Below are 21,850 nucleotides of genomic sequence, written 5' to 3'. Positions count from 1 at the left end.
AAAAAACTGCTAAATAACTTTAAAATATAAAGTTTATTTAACAGTTTTAGAAATTTTATTTACCGAAAAAATGGTTTTACCCTATTTTTCCTAAATTTTCTGCAATAGTTTCAATGAAAGATGTCAATGGTTTTTTTGCCATCATTTCGATCATCATATTGAAATTTCCATCAAAATCTAATGTAACATCAGACGAATTTTCATCAACTGCATCAATAGAAATTGTCAAAGTATATTCAAAAGCAGGTGCAGGAGATTCGAAAACAATTTTCGATGGCTCAACTGTCTCTTTCAAACGCATTCCAACCTTTGGTAAAGCGCCAACACCAACTGTAAAACCTTTTCCAGATTCGTGAATTTCAAACGATTTTGTGTCCTCTGGCATCAATTGCTCATAATTCTTCATATCCAACAAAAAAGTGTATGCTTCTTGTTGATTTTTTGCAAAACGGACTTTATTTGTATTTACCTTCATATCCTTGTGAGTTTTTTATAAATTTGTAACAAATCGTTCAAATGTACAAAGTTTTTTTTAATGAAAGTTTGTTAACTTTCAGCAACCAACCTAATCCAGAAGCAAAAAATATTTTGTTTCAAAATGAAGCTCAATTTGATGAATCTTTTCATTTATTATCATCAAAAACGGCAACTTTAGTCAATATTTTTAGTGAAGATATTGATGATGTTTGGACGAAATTCTTAAAATATTACAAGCATATACAAGCAGCGGGTGGAATTGTTCGTAATCCGCAAGACGATTATTTGTTCATTTTCAGACTTGGGAAATGGGATTTGCCAAAAGGTAAAATGGAGAAAGGGGAATCGAGAGAAGAATCTGCAATTCGCGAAATTGAAGAAGAATGTAGTTTGACAAATTTAGAGTTGAAACGATTTTTGATGCCTACTTTTCACATTTATTTTTTGAGAGAATATATTATCAAAGAAACATTTTGGTTCGAAGTTTTTTATGACGGTGTTGAATTGCCTTTGCCACAAACTGAGGAAGGAATTGAATCGGTTGAATGGAAAAAAGAGAATGAAATTCCTGAGTTATTAGAAAATTCTTATCCAAATATTAAATTATTGATGGATAATTATTTAAATTTGAACTAAATAAAATTAATATGAAAAAATATATATTAACTTTTTGTGCCTTAACATCTTTTGCTTTGACAACTAATGCTCAAACGAAAAAAGAAACCAAGGTTAAAACTGAAAAAGCTTCTAAATCTCAATCAAAAATTTTAGATAACGGAACCGCAAAAATAGACGATTTATACGCGTATCAAGTGTATGGAGAATCGTTTGATATCAAAAATACATTGACGAAAAATGAACTTGGAAAGTTATACGATAAAATGAAAAGTGGTGATTCTTTGGAAAATGTTCAGTTTGTTTCGACGATAGAATCTGTTTGCAAAAAGAAAGGTTGTTGGATGAAAGTTGATCTTGGAAAAGGCGAAGAACAGTCGTTTGTGCGTTTCAAAGATTATGGATTTTTTATGCCTTTAGATGGTGAAAAAGCAAATGTTGTCGTGCACGGAAAAGCTTTTGTAAGTGAAATTTCTGTTGAGAAATTGCGCCATTATGCAGAAGACGCAGGAAAATCGAAAGAAGAAATTGCGAAAATTACAAAACCTCAGTTGCAATATAATTTTGAAGCTGATGGAGTTTATTTGAAAGAAAACTAAGATTTTTAACTCAATAATTAATCAAAACCTTTCTATTTTTTGAAAGGTTTTTTTATGAAATCAATTCTATAGAATATGACAAACTTATTTCAAGCCAATCCAAATCAGTATTTTTCTTTGATAGGAAAATCGGTAAATGACGAATTATTTCAATCATTTCAAACTGAATTTGAATCTGACATTTCAGAGCAAAATATTTCTCAAGGAAAAATTGTATTGTACAAAGAAAAAGGTATTTCGATGAAAATTGTTGATGAAATGATTGTTTCGATTAAATTTTATCTTTCTCCAAATCCAATTTGTAAGGTGTACAAAGGTCTAAATATTTTTGATTTGAACCGAAATATTGATGAAACTCAAGTTCGTAAAAGTAATGATTATAAAAGAATTATTAATAATGATCCAAATCGTTTAGCAAATGATTATTGTCGTTTAAATTGTTTATTCTCTTTTGATTCGATGACGGGAGAATTCTTAACAATTGAAATATTAAACGAATTATAAGATGTTTTTCTGCTGAAAAATTTCATATATTTATCTTAAATAATAGACCTTAAATGAAAAAATATTTAAGCTTGTTCTTAATGTTATTAACGTTTGCAGTTTTTGCACAATTGAGAGCGAATAATACGGAGTCTTATTACTCGATGAAAGGAACTTTTAATTCGGATAAAAAAGAGATTATAAAGAAAACAATCGAGAAAGAATTTGGTGAAGGAATTTTGGAAGAATCTGGTTATATCTGGACTGGACGAGGAAGTTTTGAAATTATTTTGAATGATAATTCACTTAAAATGGAGATTCAAAAAAGTACAGATAATCAAGAAATTGTAGATAAAATTAAAAATCTTGGAGACAAAATTCTTGCGACAAAAAATATAAATAATACAAATACGTAAAAAATGAGCTACAATTATTTTGTAGCTTTTTTTGTGTTAACGCTTCGTTAACCGTTCATTAACCTACGCAAATTAATCTTTTTCAGAATTTTATAAAAAATAAAAATATGAAAAAGATACTATTAATTGGAGCTATTTTGATAACAGCTTTTACTTGTCAAGCCCAGACTGCAACTGCGGTCACGAAAACAAAAACATCGGGGACAACAACTCATTCTACAGTTTCGATAAATGTAAGCGATAGCAACGAAGTTTATTCGTATTCGGCAATTTTTGATAAACCAAAGTCTAAAGCTGCAATAAGCGAAATAGAAAAAGCTTTTGGTAAGCCAACGACTGAAGGAAAAAACTACGTTTGGCGAGAAGGGGATTCGTTAGAAATAAAAGCACGTGAAGGAAAAATTTCGATAGAATTTGATAAAGGTTCTACAAAATTATATGAAAAAGTAAAAAAGTTAGGTGAATCTATTTCTGCAGTTGTTGGAGAAAAATAATCATTCTAAAACATAAAAACGGAAGTCAAATTTGGCTTCCGTTTTTATATTATTTTAATTCTCTATACTTAAAATCTTTTCCAAAAAAGTAATTCCATATTAAACTAATAAGAATCAAATTTGCTATTCCACGAATTGTTATAAATATCCCGAAATTACCAAAACGTTTGTATTTAATATGTGATAATTCTTCTTGATGATTAACTATATATTCGTACAAATAATAATCAAAAACTAACATTAAAAGGCTAAAAAGAACTAAAATAACATAATGAAAGCGCATTATGTCTTTAATTTTTTTTAGATTTTTATAGAATAATACAGCTCCAATAAAAGAAAAAAATACGCTTGAATGAAAAACAATTTCAGTTTTAGTATGAAGTTTTGGAACTTCATTATTCTCCTCAATGTCTTCAACTAAATTTGGTTCGAAAGAATTTTTCTTTTTTTCTTTTTCATGATAAATAATTTTAGATGAAATTAAATTTTTAATTCGAGTTGTTTCAATTTCAGAAAACTGAACATTTCGTTCATTTTTTAAAATTTCGAAAGCCATTTTTATTGCTTCAGGAACAAATCTAGAATCATCTTTGATATAAGAATTTAATTCATTTGTAGACAGCTTCTGAAGAACGCTTCTTTTAACTTGCATTAATTTAATCCTTATAAATCAAATATTTTGTTCTTATTTTCTTGAAAGCTTCCAAATCTTTTTGCCAAGTTGCTTTTATTTCTTCTTCTGATAAACCTGCTTCTATTTGTTTGCGCAATTCATCAGTTCCAGAAAGTTGATCAATCCACAACTTTTTACCATTCATCGTCCAAAAAGGTTGTTTCGTATTGTTTTTATACGCATTAATAAGCCATTTTAAATTGATGGCAGATTGATACGGAACATTCGATAAATCTTCACCGTAACAAACTTCATCTTTGAATTTTGGACTTGTTGCACCAGGTTTTGAAGTTGGCGTATATTGATAAGGCATATTTTTTAGGAATGGTGAACCATAAACTTGAAACTGAATATCTGTTCCACGACCTTCGTTGACGTTTGTTCCTTCAAACAAACATGTACTTGGATACAAATTGATCGCATGAGCATTTGGTAAATTTGGTGATGGTTTTACTGGTAAATTATACTTGGATTGATGGGTATAATTGATAAGTGGAATAATTTCCAAATCTGCTTTTACACCATTTGCTAGCCAACCTTCACCGTTTATCATTTGTGCATATTCGCCAATCGTCATTCCATAAACAATCGGAACATTGTGCATTCCAACAAATGATTTGTACTCGTTTTTCATTACAGGTCCGTCCACATAATGTCCGTTCGGATTTGGTCTATCCAATACAATTACTTTCTTACCATTTTCAGCCGCAGCCTCCAAAACATAATGCAAAGTAGAAATATATGTGTAAAAACGCGCACCAACATCTTGCATGTCAAAAATCAAAACATCTACATCCGAAATTTGATTTGCTTTTGGTTTTTTATTGTCGCCATAAAGCGAAACAATCGGCAAGCCTGTTTTAGAATCAACACCAGATTTTACTTTCGCTCCAGCATCAGCATCACCACGAAAACCATGTTCAGGAGAATATAATTTTATAACATTTATGTTGTTTTTTAACAACAAATCAACTGTATGCATCGTTGTTCCATTAATTGTAGCAATTCCTGTTTGATTTGAAATTAAACCAACTTTTTTACCTTTTAGTTTCGAAAGATATTGCGTTGTATTTTCTGCTCCAACAAGAATAGTTGAATGATTATCTATCGTTTTTGATGTATTATTTTGAGCTAAAATTGGAGTAGAAAAGCCGAAAAAAATAACTGAACTAAGTAAACCAATTGATGTATATTTGACAAAGTTTTTCATTTCGTTTTGAATCATTTGAATTTAGACGAATTTAAAGCCTAAAGTTAGTTTTAATCTTATAAAAAATATATAATTTGAGTTTTTCTTGGTGGTTTTCAAAAAAAATTGCGCTTGGTAAAAATACTAAAAATAACTTATCGAGTATTATTATTCGAGTAGGTCAAATTGCGGTAGCATTAGGGTTGATTGTTTCTTTGGTGACAATTTCGACTGGTGTTGGAGCAAGAATGGCAATCAAAGAAAAATTGGCCGATTTTAATGGTCATATTACGATTAGAAACTATAATAGTAATACGTCATTAAATTCCGATTCATTATCACTTCATCAAGCTTTTTATCCAAAGTTTAAATCGATTCCAGAAATAGAACATGTACAAGCAATTGCCAATAAAAGTGGTGTTATCCGAACGGATGAAAACTTTAGTGGTGTGGTGTTCAAAGGAGTTGGAACAGATTATGATTCGGTTCGTTTCGAAAAATTTATGGTAAAAGGACATTTTCCTCGAATCAATAAAGATTCGATAATGGATGAGGTTTTATTATCTAAAAAGATTGCGGACGAAATGAAATTGGATGTTGATAGTTCGTTTGTGATGTATTTTATTCAAGAAGATACAAAGCCTATTTATCGTCGATTTACCATTTCTGGATTGTTCAAAACTGATATCAAAAATTTTGACGATCAAATTATGTTTGGTGATATCAAGCATGTGCAACGCCTTAATCGTTGGGATTCGACAACTGTTGGTGGTTTCGAACTATTTGTAAATGATGTCGAAAATATTGATCCAGTTGCAAAGCGTGTGCAAGAAAATATTCCATATAATTTGTATGCAGAATCAGCAACAGCATCTTTTGCTCAGATTAATGATTGGATTTCGATTTTCGACAAAAATATTGTCATTATTCTTTTTATCATGCTTTTTGTGGTGGTGATTAATATGGTGATGGTTTTATTGATATTAATTTTAGAACGAACACATTCAATCGGAATTTTAAAAGCATTTGGTGCGACAAATTGGCGAATCCGAAAATTATTCATCAATTACGCATTATTTATCATGTTACCAGGATTAATTGCTGGAAATGTAATTGGACTTGGATTATTATTCATTCAGAAATATTTCGGAATTATAAAACTTCCAGCAGAAAACTATTATTTATCAACAGCTCCAGTCTATTTAGACTTTGGCACAATTGTTTTATTAAATGCAGGAGCGTTATTAGTTTGTGCAATTGTATTACTTTTGCCTTCGTATATGATATCTAAAATTACACCTGCAAAAGCTATTAATTTTAGATAAAATTTAATGTTTTAATTTAAAAGTTAGAAAAAAATGAAATTCGCAAACAATATATTAGAAACGATTGGGAATACACCTTTGGTTAAAATTAATAAGATTACAAAGGATTTACCATGTACAGTTTTAGCAAAAGTTGAATATTTTAACCCTGGTCATTCTTGTAAAGATCGTATGGCGTTAAAAATGGTTGAAGATGCCGAAAAAGATGGTCGTTTAGTTCCAGGAGGTACAATTATCGAAGGTACTTCTGGTAACACAGGAATGGGATTGGCTTTGGCTGCTGTGATCAAAGGTTACAAATTAATTTGTGTGATTACAGACAAACAATCGAAAGAGAAAATGGATATTTTGCGCGCTGTTGGTGCAAAAGTTGTGGTTTGTCCTACGGATGTTGAGCCAGATGATCCACGTTCTTATTATTCAGTTTCTAAACGTTTGGCTCAAGAAACACCGAATGGTTGGTATGTCAATCAGTATGATAATCCATCAAATGCAATTGCGAATTATGAGCAAACTGGACCAGAAATTTGGGAACAAACAGAAGGAAAAGTAACGCATTTTATTGTTGGTGTTGGAACTGGAGGAACAATTTCAGGAGTTGGGAAATACTTGAAAGAAAAAAATCCTAATATTAAAATTTGGGGAGTTGATACGTATGGATCAGTTTTCAAAAAATATAAAGAAACAGGAATCTTCGACGAAAATGAAGTGTATTCTTATGTAACAGAAGGAATTGGTGAAGATATTTTACCAGAAAACGTAGATTTTGATATTATTGATGGATTTACAAAAGTGACTGATAAAGATGCAGCGGTTTATACGCGTCGTTTAGCTTTAGAAGAAGGTTTGTTTGTTGGAATGTCTTCGGGATCAGCGATCAAAGGATTGTTGCAAATGAAGGACGAATTCGGACCAGATGATGTTGTAGTAGTTTTATTCCACGATTCAGGTTCTCGTTATGTAGGAAAAATCTTTAACGATGATTGGATGCGTGACAGAGGATATTTGGACGAAGAAATCAAAACAGCTGTCGATTTAATCAAAGAACATGTTGATAAACCTTTGGTTACGGTTCGTACAGAGGAATTGGCTTCTCATGCAATTGATCGTATGCGTCGTTTCAAAATTTCTCAAATTCCAGTAATGGACGTGAATGGAATTGTTGGTTCTTTGGATGAATCAGATTTGTTTCAAGCATTTTTAGAAGATAGAAATGTTGCTGAAAAACCTGTTCACGAAATAATGGGAAAACCATATCCAGTCGTAAAAGCAGGAACATCTATCGAAGAAGTTTCGAAGTTAATTACAAAGGATAATCAAGCTGTTTTAATAGAATTAGAAAACGGAAAATATCATATCATCACAAAATATGATATTATTAACTCGATTAAATAACAAAAATCCTATCTTTGAAGCGATATGGGAATTGTATTAAAAGGTCAGAATTTAGTAAAAGATTACGGTAAAAAACATGTCGTAAAAAATGTGTCTTTTCAAGTAGAACAAGGAGAAATTATTGGATTATTAGGACCAAATGGTGCTGGTAAAACGACTTCTTTCTACATGATTGTTGGTTTGGTAAAGGCTACGCAAGGAAAAGTTTTTTTGGATAAACAAGATATCACAAACGATGCGATGTACAAACGCGCGCAAAAAGGTATTGGATATTTGGCGCAAGAAGCCTCTGTTTTTCGTAAACTTTCTGTAGAAGATAATATCAAATCAGTTTTACAATTCACGAAACATTCCAAAAAAGAGCAACAAATGCGCACAGATGCTTTGATTGAAGAGTTCTCGTTAGAGCATGTTCGTAAAAATCGTGGTGATTTACTTTCTGGAGGTGAGCGTCGTCGTTGCGAAATAGCACGTTGTTTGGCAACAGAACCTAATTTTATTTTATTAGATGAGCCTTTTGCTGGAGTTGACCCTATTGCGGTTGAGGATATTCAGAAAATTGTACGTTCGTTAAAAGATAAAAATATCGGAATCTTAATTACCGATCATAATGTATCGCAAACGCTTGCAATTACCGATAAAACATATATTATGTTCGAAGGTAAAATCTTGAAAGAAGGTTCGCCAGAAGAATTAGCAAATGATGAAGATGTTCGTCGCGTTTATCTAGGTGAAAACTTTATGTATCAGCAGATATAAATTACAATATAGTATTTTCTAAACCACTCAATTTTGAGTGGTTTTTTTTTAAAACTTCAAAATCATCTAAAATTAAAATTTGCTTAATTTTAAAAATTTCTGATTTTAATAGTTGCTTTTTCGATATATTTAACTACTAAAACTTACTGATAAAGAATGCTAAAACTCAACTATTATTTTGTTTGTCTGATTTCAATTTTTGTGTTGAATAGCTGTACACACGAATAAGATGCGATAAAAGAAACAAAAAAATCTACAAATAGAGGAGGAGTGGTGCTTACATTTGATGATGATTATGTGGACGAATGGTTCAATGCGAATTTAAAATTGAAACAATACAATTGGAAAGGAACGTTTTATGTAACGCATTTTGATAAGCTTTCGGAGAGTCAAATTCGTGAGTTAACTTATCTGCAACAAAACGGAAATGAGATTGCTGCGGATGGTTTAATTCATGTATATACAACAAAGTATATAAAAGAATTTGGAGGAAAAGAATTTATTGAAAAAGAAATCGCTCCAATGCTAAGTTTGATGAAAAACAAAGGTTTTGATGTAACCGATTTTTCTTATCCTTATGGCGATCGAAGTGTAGAATCGGGTCAATTACTTTTCAATCATTTTAAAACCTTAAGAGGAACAACTTATGGAAACGAAGCGCCTAATTTTCAGAACTGTTATTATCAAAATAAACCGTTATTTTTTGGTTTAGGAATCGATAATAGTTACGAGCATTTTAATGTGCCTTATTATATTTCGTTGTTGCAATATGCAAAGGATAACAATAAGATAGTCATTTTTTACGCGCATAAAACAGTTGCAAAAGCAATTAATAATTATGAAACTGAATTTAAAACCTTAGAAGAGATTTGCAAGTTTGTGAAGAATAATGATATGAAGTTTTATACAGTTAATGACTTACAAAAATTGAAATAAAAAAATGCTCAAATTCTTGAGCATTTTTCGTTTATTCTATAAAAAGTAAATCTCCTTTTTGATTAACAGCCTCTTTGAAATAAAGATAAACATCTTGTATATCAAAACGTCTAAAATTGATAGCGTTAGAAATATTTTGTTCAGGAAGTTGATAAATCATTTCAAAATTTAACATGCTACCAAAACCAGAACTCTCGATTTTTTCGACCAAAATTCCTAAAGATTCTAATCGTTCAATCAACCGATTAATTTCCAAATCATTATGTTTCATAATCTGTAAAACTTACTATTAAAGCGGTTTCAAAGCTAAAACATAAATTTTTAAAATAAGATTTTGAGAAATAAAATTATATGTTAAACCTTTCGATTCAAAACTTAATTCTCTCTCTTATAATTAATTATTTTAGAATATTTTTTAAATAATCTAACACATTTTCTATCGAATCAAATTGTTTTACACCATATTTTTCTGCCGTAATATCAACATTTCCTTTTCGCCAAAAACCATCTGGACAAATCACCAAAAGTTTTCCACTTTTTGCATACAATCCCATTTCTAACAAACTAATCGGACTTTTAGAATCTTTTCCAAAAAACATAATAATATAGTCTGCATTTTCTAATGCATTCAACTCCCATTCCACTTGTTTGCGAAATTCGGGCTCTTCTTTCACAGGCTTCCAAGCGGTATTCCAATCATCACGACGAGGATTTAGCAAGATGACTTTTTCATTTTTCAATTCTTTTGAAACCTTCGCTTGCCAATCTTCAGAATTTCTCATATCAATTGTTCCGCCCAAAAATATCTTTGTACGTTGATCATTTTTAGGAAGTTTATTCGGCGATTTTATTTCAAGAGATTGAGCAAAAATTGTAGTATTCAATAATAGAAATAAGGCAAATAAAATTGCTTTCATGTTGTTTTTGTTTCTGTAAATATAATGAGGTTGTTGATTTTGTATTTAATGACTTTTGTTAGAATTGGCTTGAAACAAAGAATATTTAACATAGATTTTATACTTTTTGAATAGATTTGAGGTTGTTTAGTATAAATAATAATCATACATGAAAAAGTTATTACCTTTTTTTGCTGCTTTTGTAATCTTTTCTTGTCAAGAAGACGAAGTGACAACTCCAGTCAAAGAACAGCCTACGAATCCTCAACCAACGGAAACTGAAATTTTCAAATTCGATAAAAATGTTTCAATTTTAGATGCATACTATTACAAAGGAATAAACGGAAAAGATTATCCGGTAGAAGCAGAAGCTTTTTTCAAGAAAACGTGGACGCTTTACGAAGATCCTTCTGTCAAATCTATTGAATTGAAAAAAGATTCGATTATAATCAATGAAGAATTGAAAACGTCTAAATTTAAATCAACTATAGAAGAAAATAATCTGTATGCTACTGACGGTTCAAGAAAAATATTGTTGGGTCGAATTGATAAAACAACAAATTCATTTTATTTGTTCAAACATTTTGAGTCTTATGCTGTTGTAGATCCTGAAAATGGAAGTTCTGCTTCTGGTAAAAGTTCTTCTTTTGGAAAAATTACAAAAGACAATATTTTTCCAAGAATTATAGATAAGCCTGAAAGTTTAAAACAAGAAGGAGCTTATGTTTTTTGGAATAATGTTGAATATAAATTTGTGAAATAATAACAAAAAAAGCTAAGTGTCAATTGACGCTTAGCTTTTTAAATTTAAATATTTGGATGATATTGATGTGACACTATTTTGTTGGCTCTTTGTGAGCTTTAGGCGTATGTACGATATAGAAATAAACAGATTTATCATCATTAGACGGATAAATTCTGTAAGTAAATTCTTGTTTTGTTAAAACTGTAATGTCAACAATTCGTGTAAACAAAACTTCTACTGCATCATTTTTAGCAACGATTGTTCTTGTTTTTCCTTCTTCAGAAACAGACCAATCTCCTTTCATTTTTGGCGTATCATCTAAATTGAACATAGTAAATGTATCATCTTTTTTGAAATAGGTATAACCTACAAAATTAGAAACATTAGTGTCTGTTAAGGCTACATTTTGTCCTTTATTGTTCAAAGCATTAGTTGTTTCCCAAGAAGTAAAGGATAAAATTTCGCTTGGCGTTAATTGCTCTGTAATTCCTGAATCATCATCATTGTTACAACTAAAAAGTGTTAATCCAACCAATAATACAAAAATGCTTGTTGTAGTTCTTTTTAAAAATATTCATGTTTTATTTTTTGATAGCACAAATAAACTCAATATTTAATGGCTTAAATTGTAGATTTTATTCTCATCATTGGATAAATTATTGTTGAGTTGAATAAAATAAAAAAGCTGAAAATCAATCCTGATTTTCAGCTTCAAAAAATTACTTTTTAGCTTTTTTGGTTGGTTTTTCTTCAACAACATCTTCCTCATAATAATACTTATGTCTCGGACGTTTTACACCATAAGAGCCATTCACAATTTTTCCTCTTCTCGATTTTTTATCGCCTTTTCCCATTATAAATGTTTTAAAATTAATAAATTCGATTACTTTCTAGCCAAGTTAATAATTTCAATTTAGTTGGACAAAAGATTTACAATTCTTTATCATTTAATCTAACTTTGCGACATCATTTGGCGTGGAGAAAAATTAATTTTAAACCAAATAGAAATGAGTAGAAATACAGATGCAAATAAAAAAGCGCATAAGAAAAAGTTAGATCAAAAGAAACGTAAAGCGCAAGAAGCCGAAGCTGAACGCAAAGCTCGATTAAAAGCAATCAATCAACGATTTAATGATAAAAATAAACCAGAAACGGAAGAATAATGATAAAAATTCTACATACAGCCGATTGGCACTTGGGCAAAAAATTGGATAGTTTTTCGCGATTAGAAGAACAAATTTTAGTGATGAACGAGATTATCGAAATTGCAGATCAACAACAAGTCGATTTGGTACTTATTGCGGGCGATTTATTTGATAATTTTAATCCAAGTGTGGAAGCTGTAGAATTATTTTATAAAACATTAAAAAGACTTTCGAATAACGGAAAACGTCCTGTTGTAGCGATTTCTGGTAATCACGATTCTCCAAGTTTGATTGATGCGCCAGATCCGTTGGCACGCGAATGTGGAATTATTTTGATTGGTTATCCAAATGCAAAAATTCAGGAATTTGAATTAAATGATTTCAAAATTTTAAAATCTGTAGAAGGAATGATTGAATTGAAATTAAATTCTTTCGATTACCCGATTCGAATTATTCATACGCCTTATGCAAACGAAATTCGTTTGAAACAATATTTTGGAGAGAATAAAGAAGATGCATTGAATGAAGTTTTAGCGACAAATTGGAAAAATATTGCGGATGAATATTGTGACGAAAATGGTGTTAATTTATTGATAGCACATTTGTATATGAACCAAAAAGGTGCTGAAATTTTAGAGGAACCAGAAGGCGAAAAACCGATTAAAATTGGAAATGCAGATATGATTTTTTCCGAAGCTATTCCGCCTCAAATTCAATATACAGCGCTTGGACATTTGCATGGTTTTAAGAACATCGGAACAGAAGAAAAACCTGTTGTGTACAGCTCTTCGCCTTTGTGTTATAGTTTTTCCGAAGCTGGTCAAACCAAGTATGTTTCGGTAATAGAAGCAGAACCAAATAAAACTATTTCTTATCATAAAATTGAATTAAAGCATGGAAAACCGCTTATTCGAAAAACTTTTGATGATATAAATTTAGCTGTAGAATGGTTGAATGAAAATCAAAATGCGTTGGTTGAATTGATTTTAGAAAGTGATTCTTTTTTGAAAGCTGATGAACGAAAATTGATTTATCAATCACATGATGGAATTATTCATTTGATTCCGAAAGTTAAAAATCAAGAGGTTGAAATGGTTGAGTATAAGTTTGCAGATCAAACAAAAGATATGAAGGAATTGTTTGCAGATTATTTCAAATCGAAAAATGGAAATCAAGAACCAAACGACGAAATAAAGGATTTGTTTAACGAAATTTTGAATTCATAATGATTCCAGTAAAATTAACCATAGAAGGACTTTATTCGTATCAAGAACGTCAAACAATTGACTTTTCTGAATTAACAGAAGCAGGATTATTTGGAATTTTCGGGAATGTAGGTTCCGGAAAATCGTCAATTTTGGAAGCGATTATGTACGTTTTGTATGGCGAAACAGAACGTCTAAATTCCAAAGATAAGCGTGCTTACAATATGATGAATTTGAAATCGAATTTGGCATATATCGAGTTTGATTTCTATAATTTTGAACAAAAATTATTCAGAGCAACACGTGAATTTAAAAGAAATTCGAAACGTTTTGAAGATGTAAAATCGCCAATAGTTGTTTTTTATGAACAAAAAGACAATGAATGGATTCCGCTTAATCATTCGAAAGCAGAAGAAATAATTGGGTTGAGTTACGAAAATTTCAAACGAACAATTATTATTCCGCAAGGGCAATTCAAGGAATTTATTGAGTTGGGTGCAAAAGATCGAACACAAATGATGAAGGAAATTTTTGGACTTCATCGTTATGATTTACAAGATAAAGTTGCAGCTTTAAATTCTCAAAACTTAACGAATTTGAATCAACTAGAAGGGAAATTATCTGGATTTGAAGAAGTTTCGGAAGAAAAAATAAAAGAGCTTGAAGAAAATTTGATTGAGCAAACAAAAGTTACCAATCAAGTTCAAGAAGAATATAATCAAATGAATGAATCATTTCAACGTTTAAAAGCGTTGAAATCAGATTTTGAGACTTTAAAACAAAAGAAAATTGATTTTGAAAAAGTTTCAGTTCAGAAAAATGAAATGGATCAACGAAAACTTGAAATTGAGCGCTATGAATTGATTTTTAATGCGTTTTCTCAACTTTTAGAAAATCATAAAAAACTTTCAAATCAGATTGAAGAAAAGTCAATTTCAGTTGAAAATCAACAAAAACAACTGACTTTAATCGAGAATCAAATCAAAGAAATTTCGAACCAAATTGAAGCGATTAAAACTGATTATGAAACTTTACCAATAAAACGAAAAGAAGAAACAGATTTAGAATTAATAGTTCAAATTTTAACTTTTTCAGAGGAGATAGAAAAGTTAAAAGTAAGAACAGCAAAAGGTTTGAAAGAAGTTGAAGAGGTTCAGAAAAATGAACAGAAAATTGAAGCTTCAATCAAATTATCTGAAAAAGAAGTCAAAACTTTAGCTGAGTCAAAAATAGATGCGCAAACATTGATGGAGGTTGGAAATTGGTTTGTTCAGAATCAAAATTTGCAACAATCTATTCAGAAACAACAAACTAAAATAGATGAGCAAAAGCAACAAATTAATGTTTTCGAAGCTCAATTCAAAACAGATAATATTGAAATTTCAAGTTTTGAAAATTGGTTTAGTTCTGAATTTGAAAAGCTTGAATCAACTAAAAAATCAATTGAAAAACAGAAAAATGAATTAGAAGTTCAGCAAAAGTTGGTTCATTTTGCACATAATTTACACGAAGGTGAATCTTGTCCGCTTTGTGGCGCTTTAGAGCATCCGAATATTGTTGAAATTGATGATATTTCCACGAAATTTGAAGTTGTAAATAATGAATTAAATCAAATTGATGAAAAGTTAAAATCGCTTCAGAAAAAACAAAATGAAGTTCAGAAAATGATTGATCAAAAACAGTTTATTGAAAAACAAATTGCACAAGAAAATCAAGTTTTGAATGATCTGAAAATTGAACAAGAAAATCATCTGAATTTGTTTGTTTGGAAAGATTTTGATTCGAAAAATGTTGAATTATTTGAAGAAAAAAAGAAAGCAGCTGTTGCTTTGGACAAAACAATTTCGGATAAAAATAAAGAGATTGAAACTTTTCGTGAAACTTTAGAGAAAGAACGTGAATCTGTTGAAAAATATAAAAATGCTTTAGAAAAATTTAGATTAGAAGAAGCTGAAAAAGCTTCTCAAATCAAGCAAAATCAAGCAAATTTGAAAGTCTTGAAATTTGAAGATTTTCAAAATCAAACAACAGAAAATGTGCTTCAAAATTTGAATGATTTAAAGTTAAATAATACAAAAATTGAACAAGATTATATTCAATTTACAGAAAGTTTAAATCAATTGAATCCAAAATTAGCTTCTCAAAAAACTTCAATTGAATTAGTTGAAAAACAACTTATTGAGTTAAAAGAAGAGTTGGCTATTAATCAAAATCAAATAGAAAAAGCATTAGAAAAATATCAAATACAAAACATTGAAGAGGTTCAATTTGTTTTAAATCAGAAATTTAATGTTTCTCAAATCAGAAAAGAGTTGGAAGATTTTCGAATTTTGTATGAAACGTTGAAAAATTTAATTCATGAATTAGAGCAAAAATTATCGGAAGTTTCTTTTGATGAAACGATTTATAAAATACAAGAAGAAAAATTGATTTTTGTGACAAGTCAATTGAAAGAAGCTACTGAAGTTGTAACTAAAATAAAAGCTGAAATTGAGCGATTGAATAAATCTTTTGTAGAAAAGAAAGATTTGTTAATTGAATTGGAAAAGTTGAAAAAGCGTGCGGCTAATTTACAAACGATGCGAAATTTGTTTAATTCAGCAGGATTTGTGCAATATGTTTCGTTAATTTATTTGAAACAATTATGTGATAACGCAAATGTGAGATTTCATCGAATGACGAGAAATCAATTAAGTTTACAAATGAATGACAACAATGATTTTGAGATTATAGATTATTTGAACGAAGGTCGTTCACGTAGTGTGAAAACGCTTTCTGGGGGACAATCTTTCCAAGTTTCTTTGAGTTTGGCTTTGGCTTTGGCAGAAAGTGTGCAAACAAATGCGAAGTCGGAAAAGAACTTCTTCTTTATTGATGAAGGTTTTGGAACGCAAGACGCAGATGCGGTAAATATCGTGTTTGAAACGTTGATGAGTTTACAAAAAGAAAACCGAATTGTCGGAATTATTTCTCACGTAGACGAATTAAAAGATCGAATTCCAGTTGCTTTGCAAATCACAAAAGATGAAGAAAGAGGTAGTTTGATAGAAGTTGTTTCGTAAGGTATAATGATTATAAAATAAACCCCAAGATTGAATTTAATCTTGGGGTTTATCATTATATGAAGATAATAATCTATTCCTTAACCTCTGATTTATTCGAAATTAACGACCAAATAATTGTTATTAATAAAACTCCACCAATTATTGACAATGAAATAGTCGATTCGAAATGATAGAATGGCATAATAATCATTTTAATTCCGATAAAACTTAAAATAATCGCTAAGCCGTAATGTAGTTTATTGAATTTATCCATTGAATTTGCCAACAAGAAATACAACGATCGTAGTCCTAAAATTGCAAAAATATTAGATGAATATAGAATAAAAGGATCGTCTGGAGCAACAGCGAATATAGCGGGAATACTATCTACAGCGAAAACCAAATCAGTTACTTCAATTACCATTAAAGCGACGAAAAGTGGTGTTGCCATTTTAATTCCGTTTTGTACAGAAAAGAATTTATCTCCATCAAAATTTGGTGTAACTTTAAAGAATTTGTGTACCAATTTAACACCAAAATTTTGTGATAAATCTTGATTTTCATCATCATCACTTGATTTCCAAGATTTGATTCCGGCGACAATTAAGAAGAAACCAAACAGTGTTAAAACGACATTTGGACGGAAGAATTGTTTTGCTTCAAAATTTGCATGAGTTGCTTCATCACCAAGATTAAAGTGCCAATCTCCAATAGAAAAAGCTGGTAAATAAGTCATTTTAATTAATTCAACTCCTGCAAAAATAAAGATTGCTCTAAAAAGAAGAGCACCTAAAATTCCCCAAAAAAGGACTTTATGTTGATATTCTTTTGGAATTTTAAAGAATCCAAAAACGAGTATGAAGACGAATAAATTATCTACGGATAAGGCTTTTTCTATCCAATACGCCGCCTGGAATTGCGAAAATTTATTGATGGCAAATGCATGTCCATCTGCTTCTTTAAAAACGAAATAAATCACTCCACTAAAAATCATCGCCAAGGAAATCCAAACGATAGTCCAAGTAAGCGCTTCTTTGTTCGAAACCGCGTGTGCATTTTTATTAAAAACACCTAAATCAAGTAGTAACATAATAATTACTGCAACCCCAAAAACAGTTATTAGTCCAGGATGATTCAACATGCTATCCTGTACAACACTGAAAATACTCATATAAATTTATTTAATTTGACAATTTACTATAAATTTACCAATCCTAACTTGATTGGCCTTTAAAAAATGTTTCTAAAAAAGAAAAAACAAGCAAAATTAATTTATTCCGGAATGAAAAGAGTAATCGCATACGTATTCTTAACAATTATTTTACCTATAGCTTCGAAAGCGCAACACGTTTCGCCATTGTACAAAGATTCTATTCAGATGAAATGGGTGAATGAGAAGTATAATTCAATGTCATTGGAAGAAAAAGTAGGTCAGTTATTTATCGTTGCAGCCTATACAAATAGAGATGTGGTGCATGAAAATGATATTCAAAAATTAATTGAAGAAGAACATATCGGAGGATTAATTTTTATGCAAGATCAAGCGGCTCATCAAATTGAGTTGACAAATAAATTTCAATCTATTTCTAAAATTCCATTGTTAATTGGAATGGATGCAGAATGGGGATTGGCAATGCGTTTGAAAGGAGTGGAGCGTTTTCCTTGGAATATGACGCTTGGTGCTCTACGCAATAATAAGTTGGTGTATCAAGTTGGAAAACAAATTGGTATACAAGCGAACAGAATGGGTGTTCAGTTTAATTTTTCACCTTCAGTTGATGTCAATGTTAATCCAAATAACCCAATTATCGGGAATCGTTCTTTTGGTTCAAATCCAGATCGAGTTGCAGAAAAAGGAATTGCTTATATGGATGGAATGCGTGCGCAAAACGTATTATCGTCTGCAAAACATTTTCCTGGACATGGAAATACAGATCAAGATTCGCACAAAGTTTTGCCGTTGATTCCAGATAATAAAGCAGATTTAGAGAAATATCACATTGCACCTTTCAAGAAAATGATTGATGAAGGTGTACAGTCAATTATGGTGGCGCATCTAAATGTTCCAGCTTTAGAACCAGATCCAAAAATACCTTCAACTTTATCTAAAAATATTATTACAGATTATTTGAAAGGAGAATTACAATTCAAAGGAATTGTGATTACAGATGCGTTGAATATGGATGGTGTAGCAAAAATGTTTCCTGCTGGTGATGTAGATTATAGAGCATTTGTAGCGGGAAATGATATTTTATTGTTTTCGCAAAATGTACACGTTGGGAAACAAAAAATTATTGATGCAATAAATAAAGGTCAGATTTCTGAAGCACGTTTAGAAGAAAGTGTGAAGAAAATTTTGATGGCAAAATATATTACAGGTTTAAATGAAATAAAAACTTTAAATTCTGCAAATGTTTTAGAAGATTTAAATTCTCCTGAAAATTTAGCGTTAACAACTAAAATTTTTGAGAAAGCTTCGACAGTTGTAAAGAATGAACACAAACTTTTACCAATTAAAAAATTGAATCAAAAAATAGCTTTTGTTCCCCTTGAACAAACAGATTATGATCAATTTTTGAGACATTTACAAAAATATACAAATGTTGAGTTGGTGAAGATTTCAAATCCAAATCAGATCAATTTATTGAATGATTATGATGTGATTATTTCGGGAGCGTTTTTATCGAATGAAACGGTTTACAAACCATATAAATTGTCAGATAACTCGAAAGCAATTTTGAAAGCATTACCAAAAGATAAAAAGAAAATCTTCTCATTATTCACAAGTCCTTATGGTTTGAAAGATCTTGATTTATCAAATTTAGATGCGGTTACAGTTCATTATCAAAATACAAAAGATGCGCAAGCAGCTGCTGCGCAAGTTATTTTTGGAGCAATTGATGCAGATGGAACATTTCCGGTAGATATCAATCAAAACTTGAAAGAAGGGCAAGGAATTGTAACAAAACACATCAAACGTTTAGGATTTACTGCACCTGAAAATGTGAATTTAGGAAAAAAAAACTCTTAGAAATAGATAAACTTGCCGAAGAAGCAATTGCAAATCATTACACGCCTGGAATGCAAATTTTAGTCGCAAAAGACGGGAAAATCGTGTATGATAAAAGCTTTGGAACTCAAGATAAAAATTCTTTAAAAAAAGTGAAGTGGACAGATTTATATGATGTCGCTTCTGTAACAAAGGTGACGGCGACGTTGCCTTTGTTGATGCTGGAGGTAAACGAAGGAAAATTAAACCTTGAGCAAACAATTGGAGAAATTGATAATGATGCAAAAAACTCGAACAAATCTTCCTTAAAAGTTCGTGAAGTATTAGCGCATCAAGCTGGTCTTAAGCCATGGATTGGTTTTTACAATGAAACTGTCAATGTAAAAAATGCGCGATTATATTTAGATTTCTATTCGAGAAAGCAAGATGAGGAACATCAGATAAAAGTTACAGATAACATTTATATTATCAACTCTATTAAAGATACGATTTACGAAGATATTTATAAATCATCTTTAGGCCGTAAATCATACGAATACTCAGACTTAGGCTATTATATTTTCAAGAAGAAATTAGAAAAGGATTTTGGGAAAGATTTGAATCAATTGACACAAGAAAAATTTTATCAATCATTGGGAATGTATCGCACAACTTTTAATCCAAAAGAAAAATTTAGTTTAGAAGATATTATTCCAACCGAATACGACAAAACCTATAGAAATCAATTGGTACATGGTTTTGTACACGATCAAGGAGCTGCGATGATGGGCGGAATTGCTGGTCATGCTGGTTTATTCTCTAACTCGATTGATTTGGCAAAATTGATGCAAATGTATTTGAATGGTGGAGAATATGGCGATGAGGTTTATTTGAAGCCAGAGATAGTTGCGGAATTTACAAAACAACAATTCAAAGGAAATCATCGTGGAGCTGGTTTTGATAAAATGCAACATATTTCTAAAGTTGGCCCATCTGTCGAAAGTTTTGGTCATACAGGTTTTACTGGATCTATGGTTTGGGCTGATCCTAAATATAACATAGTGTATATTTTTCTTTCGAATCGTGTCAATGAAACCGTCGAACCAAATTATCTTTCCATTAAAAAAGTGAGAGAAAATATTCGACAAGTAATTTATGAAGCAATTTTACCTTAAATTTGTCTAAATAAAAATCGCGAATGAAAATAGGAATTGTATGCTATCCAACCTATGGAGGGAGTGGAATTGTGGCAACAGAACTGGGAATGGATTTAGCGGAAAAAGGTCATGAAGTACATTTTTTTAGCACAAATGTTCCTGCGAGATTAAACATCAAATTACCAAATATATACTTTCATCGAATTCATGTCGAAACGTATCCATTGTTTCAATATCAGCCATACGATTTGGCGTTGAGTACAATTTTGTATGATAAAGTTTTGCATTACGAATTAGATTTGGTTCATGTACATTATGCGATCCCGCATGCGTATGCGGCGTATTTTACGAAACAAATGTTGGCTCGAAAGGGGTATAAATTACCAATTGTAACAACGTTGCACGGAACAGATATTACGTTGGTAGGGAAACATCCTGTGTATAAAACGGCTGTTGAGTTTTCGATCAATGAATCGGATGCTGTAACGTCAGTTTCCGAAAGTTTGAAACAAGATACTTTACAAGCATTTGACATTACAAATGAAATAGAAGTAGTGCCAAATTTTATTGATAATGATCAATATTTGCCAGAGAAATGTGTGTGTTGTCGTGATAATTTTGCGCAACCAAAAGAGAAGGTAATTTTGCACACTTCAAACTTGAGAAAGGTAAAACGTATTGAAGATGTAATTGGAACGTTTAATTTGATCCAGAAACAAATTCCATCGAAATTGATTATTGCTGGAGAAGGTCCTGAATGGGATATGGCGGATCAAATGATTCAAGAATTTGGAATTCAAGATAAAGTGAAAAGTCTTGGAATGGTAAGTGACTTGAATGATGTTTTGAAAGCGGCAGATTTATTCCTTTTACCTTCCGAACAAGAAAGTTTTGGTTTGGCAGCACTTGAAGCTATGGCGGCAAGTGTTCCGGTTATTTCGTCCAATGCAGGCGGAATTCCAGAAGTAAATATTAACGGAGTCACTGGTTTTGTTTGCCCAGTAGGAGATATTGAAATGATGGCAGAAAAAGCGATTTATATTTTAGAGGACGAAAAGCGTTTGGCAGAGTTTAGTTATCAAGCAAAAGAACAAGCGATACGATTTGATAAAACGAATATTCTTCCGCAATATGAAGAATTGTATCGCAAAGTAATTGCAAAATCTAAAATCGGGTAAATCCCGATTTTTTTATTTAATAGGATTTTCTTCCTCCCATTTTTTCCATGACGTCTTATCGCCTTTTAACCATAAGATATATTGTTTTATTATTAAGCCAGAAATTGCGTCTGGATATCCCCCTGAATTT

24 protein-coding genes are annotated in these 21,850 nt (G+C 30.8%); 16 read left to right on the top strand and 8 right to left on the bottom strand.

Annotation, left to right across the window (positions count from 1 at the left end):
- Positions 1-76: 76 nt before the first annotated feature.
- Positions 77-475 (bottom strand): hypothetical protein, encoded by a 399-nt coding sequence (locus tag B3M86_RS02085; protein WP_038334509.1) that lies wholly within the window; start codon positions 473-475, stop codon positions 77-79.
- Positions 476-516: 41 nt separating this feature from the next.
- Here B3M86_RS02085 and B3M86_RS02080 point away from each other — a divergent pair, with 41 nt between their 5' ends.
- The 5 genes from B3M86_RS02080 (at position 517) to B3M86_RS02060 (ending at position 3,084) form a co-directional block, all read left to right on the top strand.
- Positions 517-1,113 (top strand): NUDIX hydrolase, encoded by a 597-nt coding sequence (locus tag B3M86_RS02080; protein ID WP_115001370.1) that lies wholly within the window; start codon positions 517-519, stop codon positions 1,111-1,113.
- Positions 1,114-1,124: 11 nt separating this feature from the next.
- The gene (locus tag B3M86_RS02075) at positions 1,125-1,691 is read left to right on the top strand and encodes a DUF4920 domain-containing protein (protein ID WP_260391928.1); all 567 of its coding nucleotides are present in this window, start codon (positions 1,125-1,127) and stop codon (positions 1,689-1,691) included.
- Between the two features lie 75 nt (positions 1,692-1,766).
- Positions 1,767-2,195: a hypothetical protein gene (locus B3M86_RS02070; RefSeq protein WP_291059794.1), complete on the top strand. Its 429-nt coding sequence runs from the start codon at positions 1,767-1,769 to the stop codon at positions 2,193-2,195.
- Positions 2,196-2,248: 53 nt separating this feature from the next.
- On the top strand, positions 2,249-2,590 hold the full coding sequence (locus B3M86_RS02065; RefSeq protein WP_291076594.1) for a hypothetical protein: 342 nt from the start codon (positions 2,249-2,251) through the stop codon (positions 2,588-2,590).
- A gap of 107 nt (positions 2,591-2,697) precedes the next feature.
- Complete coding sequence (locus B3M86_RS02060) at positions 2,698-3,084, top strand: hypothetical protein (RefSeq protein WP_291076592.1); 387 nt, start codon at positions 2,698-2,700, stop codon at positions 3,082-3,084.
- A 49-nt stretch (positions 3,085-3,133) separates the two neighbouring features.
- Here B3M86_RS02060 and B3M86_RS02055 read toward each other — a convergent pair whose 3' ends face one another.
- Together B3M86_RS02055 and B3M86_RS02050 are read right to left on the bottom strand one after the other, a co-directional pair.
- A complete protein-coding gene (locus tag B3M86_RS02055) occupies positions 3,134-3,736 on the bottom strand; it encodes a hypothetical protein (RefSeq protein ID WP_291076590.1) in 603 nt (200 codons plus the stop codon).
- A 4-nt stretch (positions 3,737-3,740) separates the two neighbouring features.
- Positions 3,741-4,967, bottom strand: a complete 1,227-nt coding sequence (locus tag B3M86_RS02050; protein WP_291076588.1) for an exo-beta-N-acetylmuramidase NamZ family protein — start codon at positions 4,965-4,967, stop codon at positions 3,741-3,743.
- Positions 4,968-5,041: 74 nt separating this feature from the next.
- Here B3M86_RS02050 and B3M86_RS02045 point away from each other — a divergent pair, with 74 nt between their 5' ends.
- From B3M86_RS02045 to B3M86_RS02030, 4 genes are all read left to right on the top strand, one after another.
- The gene (locus tag B3M86_RS02045; protein WP_115001360.1) at positions 5,042-6,271 is read left to right on the top strand and encodes an ABC transporter permease; all 1,230 of its coding nucleotides are present in this window, start codon (positions 5,042-5,044) and stop codon (positions 6,269-6,271) included.
- A 33-nt stretch (positions 6,272-6,304) separates the two neighbouring features.
- Positions 6,305-7,666, top strand: coding sequence for a pyridoxal-phosphate dependent enzyme (locus B3M86_RS02040; RefSeq protein WP_115001359.1), 1,362 nt, complete (start codon positions 6,305-6,307; stop codon positions 7,664-7,666).
- 30 nt (positions 7,667-7,696) lie between these two features.
- Positions 7,697-8,425, top strand: coding sequence for an LPS export ABC transporter ATP-binding protein (gene lptB / locus B3M86_RS02035; protein WP_125348857.1), 729 nt, complete (start codon positions 7,697-7,699; stop codon positions 8,423-8,425).
- 234 nt (positions 8,426-8,659) lie between these two features.
- Positions 8,660-9,361 (top strand): polysaccharide deacetylase family protein, encoded by a 702-nt coding sequence (locus tag B3M86_RS02030; RefSeq protein ID WP_280045388.1) that lies wholly within the window; start codon positions 8,660-8,662, stop codon positions 9,359-9,361.
- Between the two features lie 31 nt (positions 9,362-9,392).
- Here B3M86_RS02030 and B3M86_RS02025 read toward each other — a convergent pair whose 3' ends face one another.
- Positions 9,393-9,632: a hypothetical protein gene (locus tag B3M86_RS02025; RefSeq protein WP_038334521.1), complete on the bottom strand. Its 240-nt coding sequence runs from the start codon at positions 9,630-9,632 to the stop codon at positions 9,393-9,395.
- A 127-nt stretch (positions 9,633-9,759) separates the two neighbouring features.
- On the bottom strand, positions 9,760-10,278 hold the full coding sequence (locus B3M86_RS02020; RefSeq protein ID WP_180904942.1) for a nucleoside 2-deoxyribosyltransferase domain-containing protein: 519 nt from the start codon (positions 10,276-10,278) through the stop codon (positions 9,760-9,762).
- 148 nt (positions 10,279-10,426) lie between these two features.
- Between B3M86_RS02020 and B3M86_RS02015 the strand changes: the two genes are divergently transcribed.
- A complete protein-coding gene (locus tag B3M86_RS02015) occupies positions 10,427-11,020 on the top strand; it encodes a hypothetical protein (RefSeq protein WP_221856011.1) in 594 nt (197 codons plus the stop codon).
- Between the two features lie 73 nt (positions 11,021-11,093).
- On the opposite strand, the gene B3M86_RS02010 is transcribed toward B3M86_RS02015, so the two are convergent.
- Both B3M86_RS02010 and B3M86_RS02005 read right to left on the bottom strand, forming a co-directional pair.
- Positions 11,094-11,537: a DUF4822 domain-containing protein gene (locus B3M86_RS02010; RefSeq protein ID WP_286494645.1), complete on the bottom strand. Its 444-nt coding sequence runs from the start codon at positions 11,535-11,537 to the stop codon at positions 11,094-11,096.
- A 184-nt stretch (positions 11,538-11,721) separates the two neighbouring features.
- Positions 11,722-11,856: a 30S ribosomal protein THX gene (locus tag B3M86_RS02005; RefSeq protein WP_219033578.1), complete on the bottom strand. Its 135-nt coding sequence runs from the start codon at positions 11,854-11,856 to the stop codon at positions 11,722-11,724.
- A 153-nt stretch (positions 11,857-12,009) separates the two neighbouring features.
- On the opposite strand from B3M86_RS02005, the gene B3M86_RS02000 reads away from it, so the two are divergent.
- The 3 genes from B3M86_RS02000 to B3M86_RS01990 are packed head-to-tail and all read left to right on the top strand — an operon-like array spanning position 12,010 to position 16,414.
- On the top strand, positions 12,010-12,165 hold the full coding sequence (locus B3M86_RS02000; protein WP_185144078.1) for a hypothetical protein: 156 nt from the start codon (positions 12,010-12,012) through the stop codon (positions 12,163-12,165).
- A 2-nt stretch (positions 12,166-12,167) separates the two neighbouring features.
- The gene (locus B3M86_RS01995) at positions 12,168-13,373 is read left to right on the top strand and encodes a metallophosphoesterase family protein (RefSeq protein WP_125348858.1); all 1,206 of its coding nucleotides are present in this window, start codon (positions 12,168-12,170) and stop codon (positions 13,371-13,373) included.
- The gene (locus B3M86_RS01990; protein ID WP_286494643.1) at positions 13,373-16,414 is read left to right on the top strand and encodes an AAA family ATPase; all 3,042 of its coding nucleotides are present in this window, start codon (positions 13,373-13,375) and stop codon (positions 16,412-16,414) included. The genes B3M86_RS01995 and B3M86_RS01990 overlap by 1 nt, the downstream gene beginning before the upstream one ends.
- Before the next feature lie 73 nt (positions 16,415-16,487).
- Here B3M86_RS01990 and B3M86_RS01985 read toward each other — a convergent pair whose 3' ends face one another.
- Positions 16,488-17,567 carry a TerC family protein gene (locus tag B3M86_RS01985; RefSeq protein ID WP_291076586.1) on the bottom strand — a complete coding sequence of 360 codons (1,080 nt, stop codon included), beginning with the start codon at positions 17,565-17,567 and terminating at the stop codon, positions 16,488-16,490.
- Between the two features lie 111 nt (positions 17,568-17,678).
- Here B3M86_RS01985 and B3M86_RS01980 point away from each other — a divergent pair, with 111 nt between their 5' ends.
- The 3 genes from B3M86_RS01980 to bshA are packed head-to-tail and all read left to right on the top strand — an operon-like array spanning position 17,679 to position 21,720.
- Positions 17,679-19,427 (top strand): glycoside hydrolase family 3 protein, encoded by a 1,749-nt coding sequence (locus tag B3M86_RS01980; RefSeq protein ID WP_260391930.1) that lies wholly within the window; start codon positions 17,679-17,681, stop codon positions 19,425-19,427.
- Positions 19,428-19,429: 2 nt separating this feature from the next.
- Positions 19,430-20,560: a serine hydrolase domain-containing protein gene (locus B3M86_RS01975; RefSeq protein ID WP_125348799.1), complete on the top strand. Its 1,131-nt coding sequence runs from the start codon at positions 19,430-19,432 to the stop codon at positions 20,558-20,560.
- 23 nt (positions 20,561-20,583) lie between these two features.
- Entirely contained in the window at positions 20,584-21,720 is a 1,137-nt protein-coding gene (gene bshA, locus B3M86_RS01970; RefSeq protein WP_125348800.1) for an N-acetyl-alpha-D-glucosaminyl L-malate synthase BshA, read from the top strand.
- Positions 21,721-21,850 lie beyond the last annotated feature (130 nt).

This window comes from Empedobacter sp. UBA6305, assembly GCF_002440405.1.
In the GTDB taxonomy this organism is placed as follows: domain Bacteria; phylum Bacteroidota; class Bacteroidia; order Flavobacteriales; family Weeksellaceae; genus Empedobacter; species Empedobacter falsenii_B.
This window is presented reverse-complemented; position numbering and strand designations above follow the sequence as displayed.

Coding starts and splice junctions, on each gene's coding strand:
- B3M86_RS02085 (WP_038334509.1), bottom strand. CDS start 475: ATGAAGGTAAATACAAATAAAGTCCGTTTTGCAAAAAATCAACAAGAA.
- B3M86_RS02080 (WP_115001370.1), top strand. CDS start 517: ATGTACAAAGTTTTTTTTAATGAAAGTTTGTTAACTTTCAGCAACCAA.
- B3M86_RS02075 (WP_260391928.1), top strand. CDS start 1,125: ATGAAAAAATATATATTAACTTTTTGTGCCTTAACATCTTTTGCTTTG.
- B3M86_RS02070 (WP_291059794.1), top strand. CDS start 1,767: ATGACAAACTTATTTCAAGCCAATCCAAATCAGTATTTTTCTTTGATA.
- B3M86_RS02065 (WP_291076594.1), top strand. CDS start 2,249: ATGAAAAAATATTTAAGCTTGTTCTTAATGTTATTAACGTTTGCAGTT.
- B3M86_RS02060 (WP_291076592.1), top strand. CDS start 2,698: ATGAAAAAGATACTATTAATTGGAGCTATTTTGATAACAGCTTTTACT.
- B3M86_RS02055 (WP_291076590.1), bottom strand. CDS start 3,736: ATGCAAGTTAAAAGAAGCGTTCTTCAGAAGCTGTCTACAAATGAATTA.
- B3M86_RS02050 (WP_291076588.1), bottom strand. CDS start 4,967: ATGAAAAACTTTGTCAAATATACATCAATTGGTTTACTTAGTTCAGTT.
- B3M86_RS02040 (WP_115001359.1), top strand. CDS start 6,305: ATGAAATTCGCAAACAATATATTAGAAACGATTGGGAATACACCTTTG.
- B3M86_RS02025 (WP_038334521.1), bottom strand. CDS start 9,632: ATGAAACATAATGATTTGGAAATTAATCGGTTGATTGAACGATTAGAA.
- B3M86_RS02020 (WP_180904942.1), bottom strand. CDS start 10,278: ATGAAAGCAATTTTATTTGCCTTATTTCTATTATTGAATACTACAATT.
- B3M86_RS02015 (WP_221856011.1), top strand. CDS start 10,427: ATGAAAAAGTTATTACCTTTTTTTGCTGCTTTTGTAATCTTTTCTTGT.
- B3M86_RS02005 (WP_219033578.1), bottom strand. CDS start 11,856: ATGGGAAAAGGCGATAAAAAATCGAGAAGAGGAAAAATTGTGAATGGC.
- B3M86_RS02000 (WP_185144078.1), top strand. CDS start 12,010: ATGAGTAGAAATACAGATGCAAATAAAAAAGCGCATAAGAAAAAGTTA.
- B3M86_RS01990 (WP_286494643.1), top strand. CDS start 13,373: ATGATTCCAGTAAAATTAACCATAGAAGGACTTTATTCGTATCAAGAA.
- B3M86_RS01985 (WP_291076586.1), bottom strand. CDS start 17,567: ATGAGTATTTTCAGTGTTGTACAGGATAGCATGTTGAATCATCCTGGA.
- B3M86_RS01980 (WP_260391930.1), top strand. CDS start 17,679: ATGAAAAGAGTAATCGCATACGTATTCTTAACAATTATTTTACCTATA.
- bshA (WP_125348800.1), top strand. CDS start 20,584: ATGAAAATAGGAATTGTATGCTATCCAACCTATGGAGGGAGTGGAATT.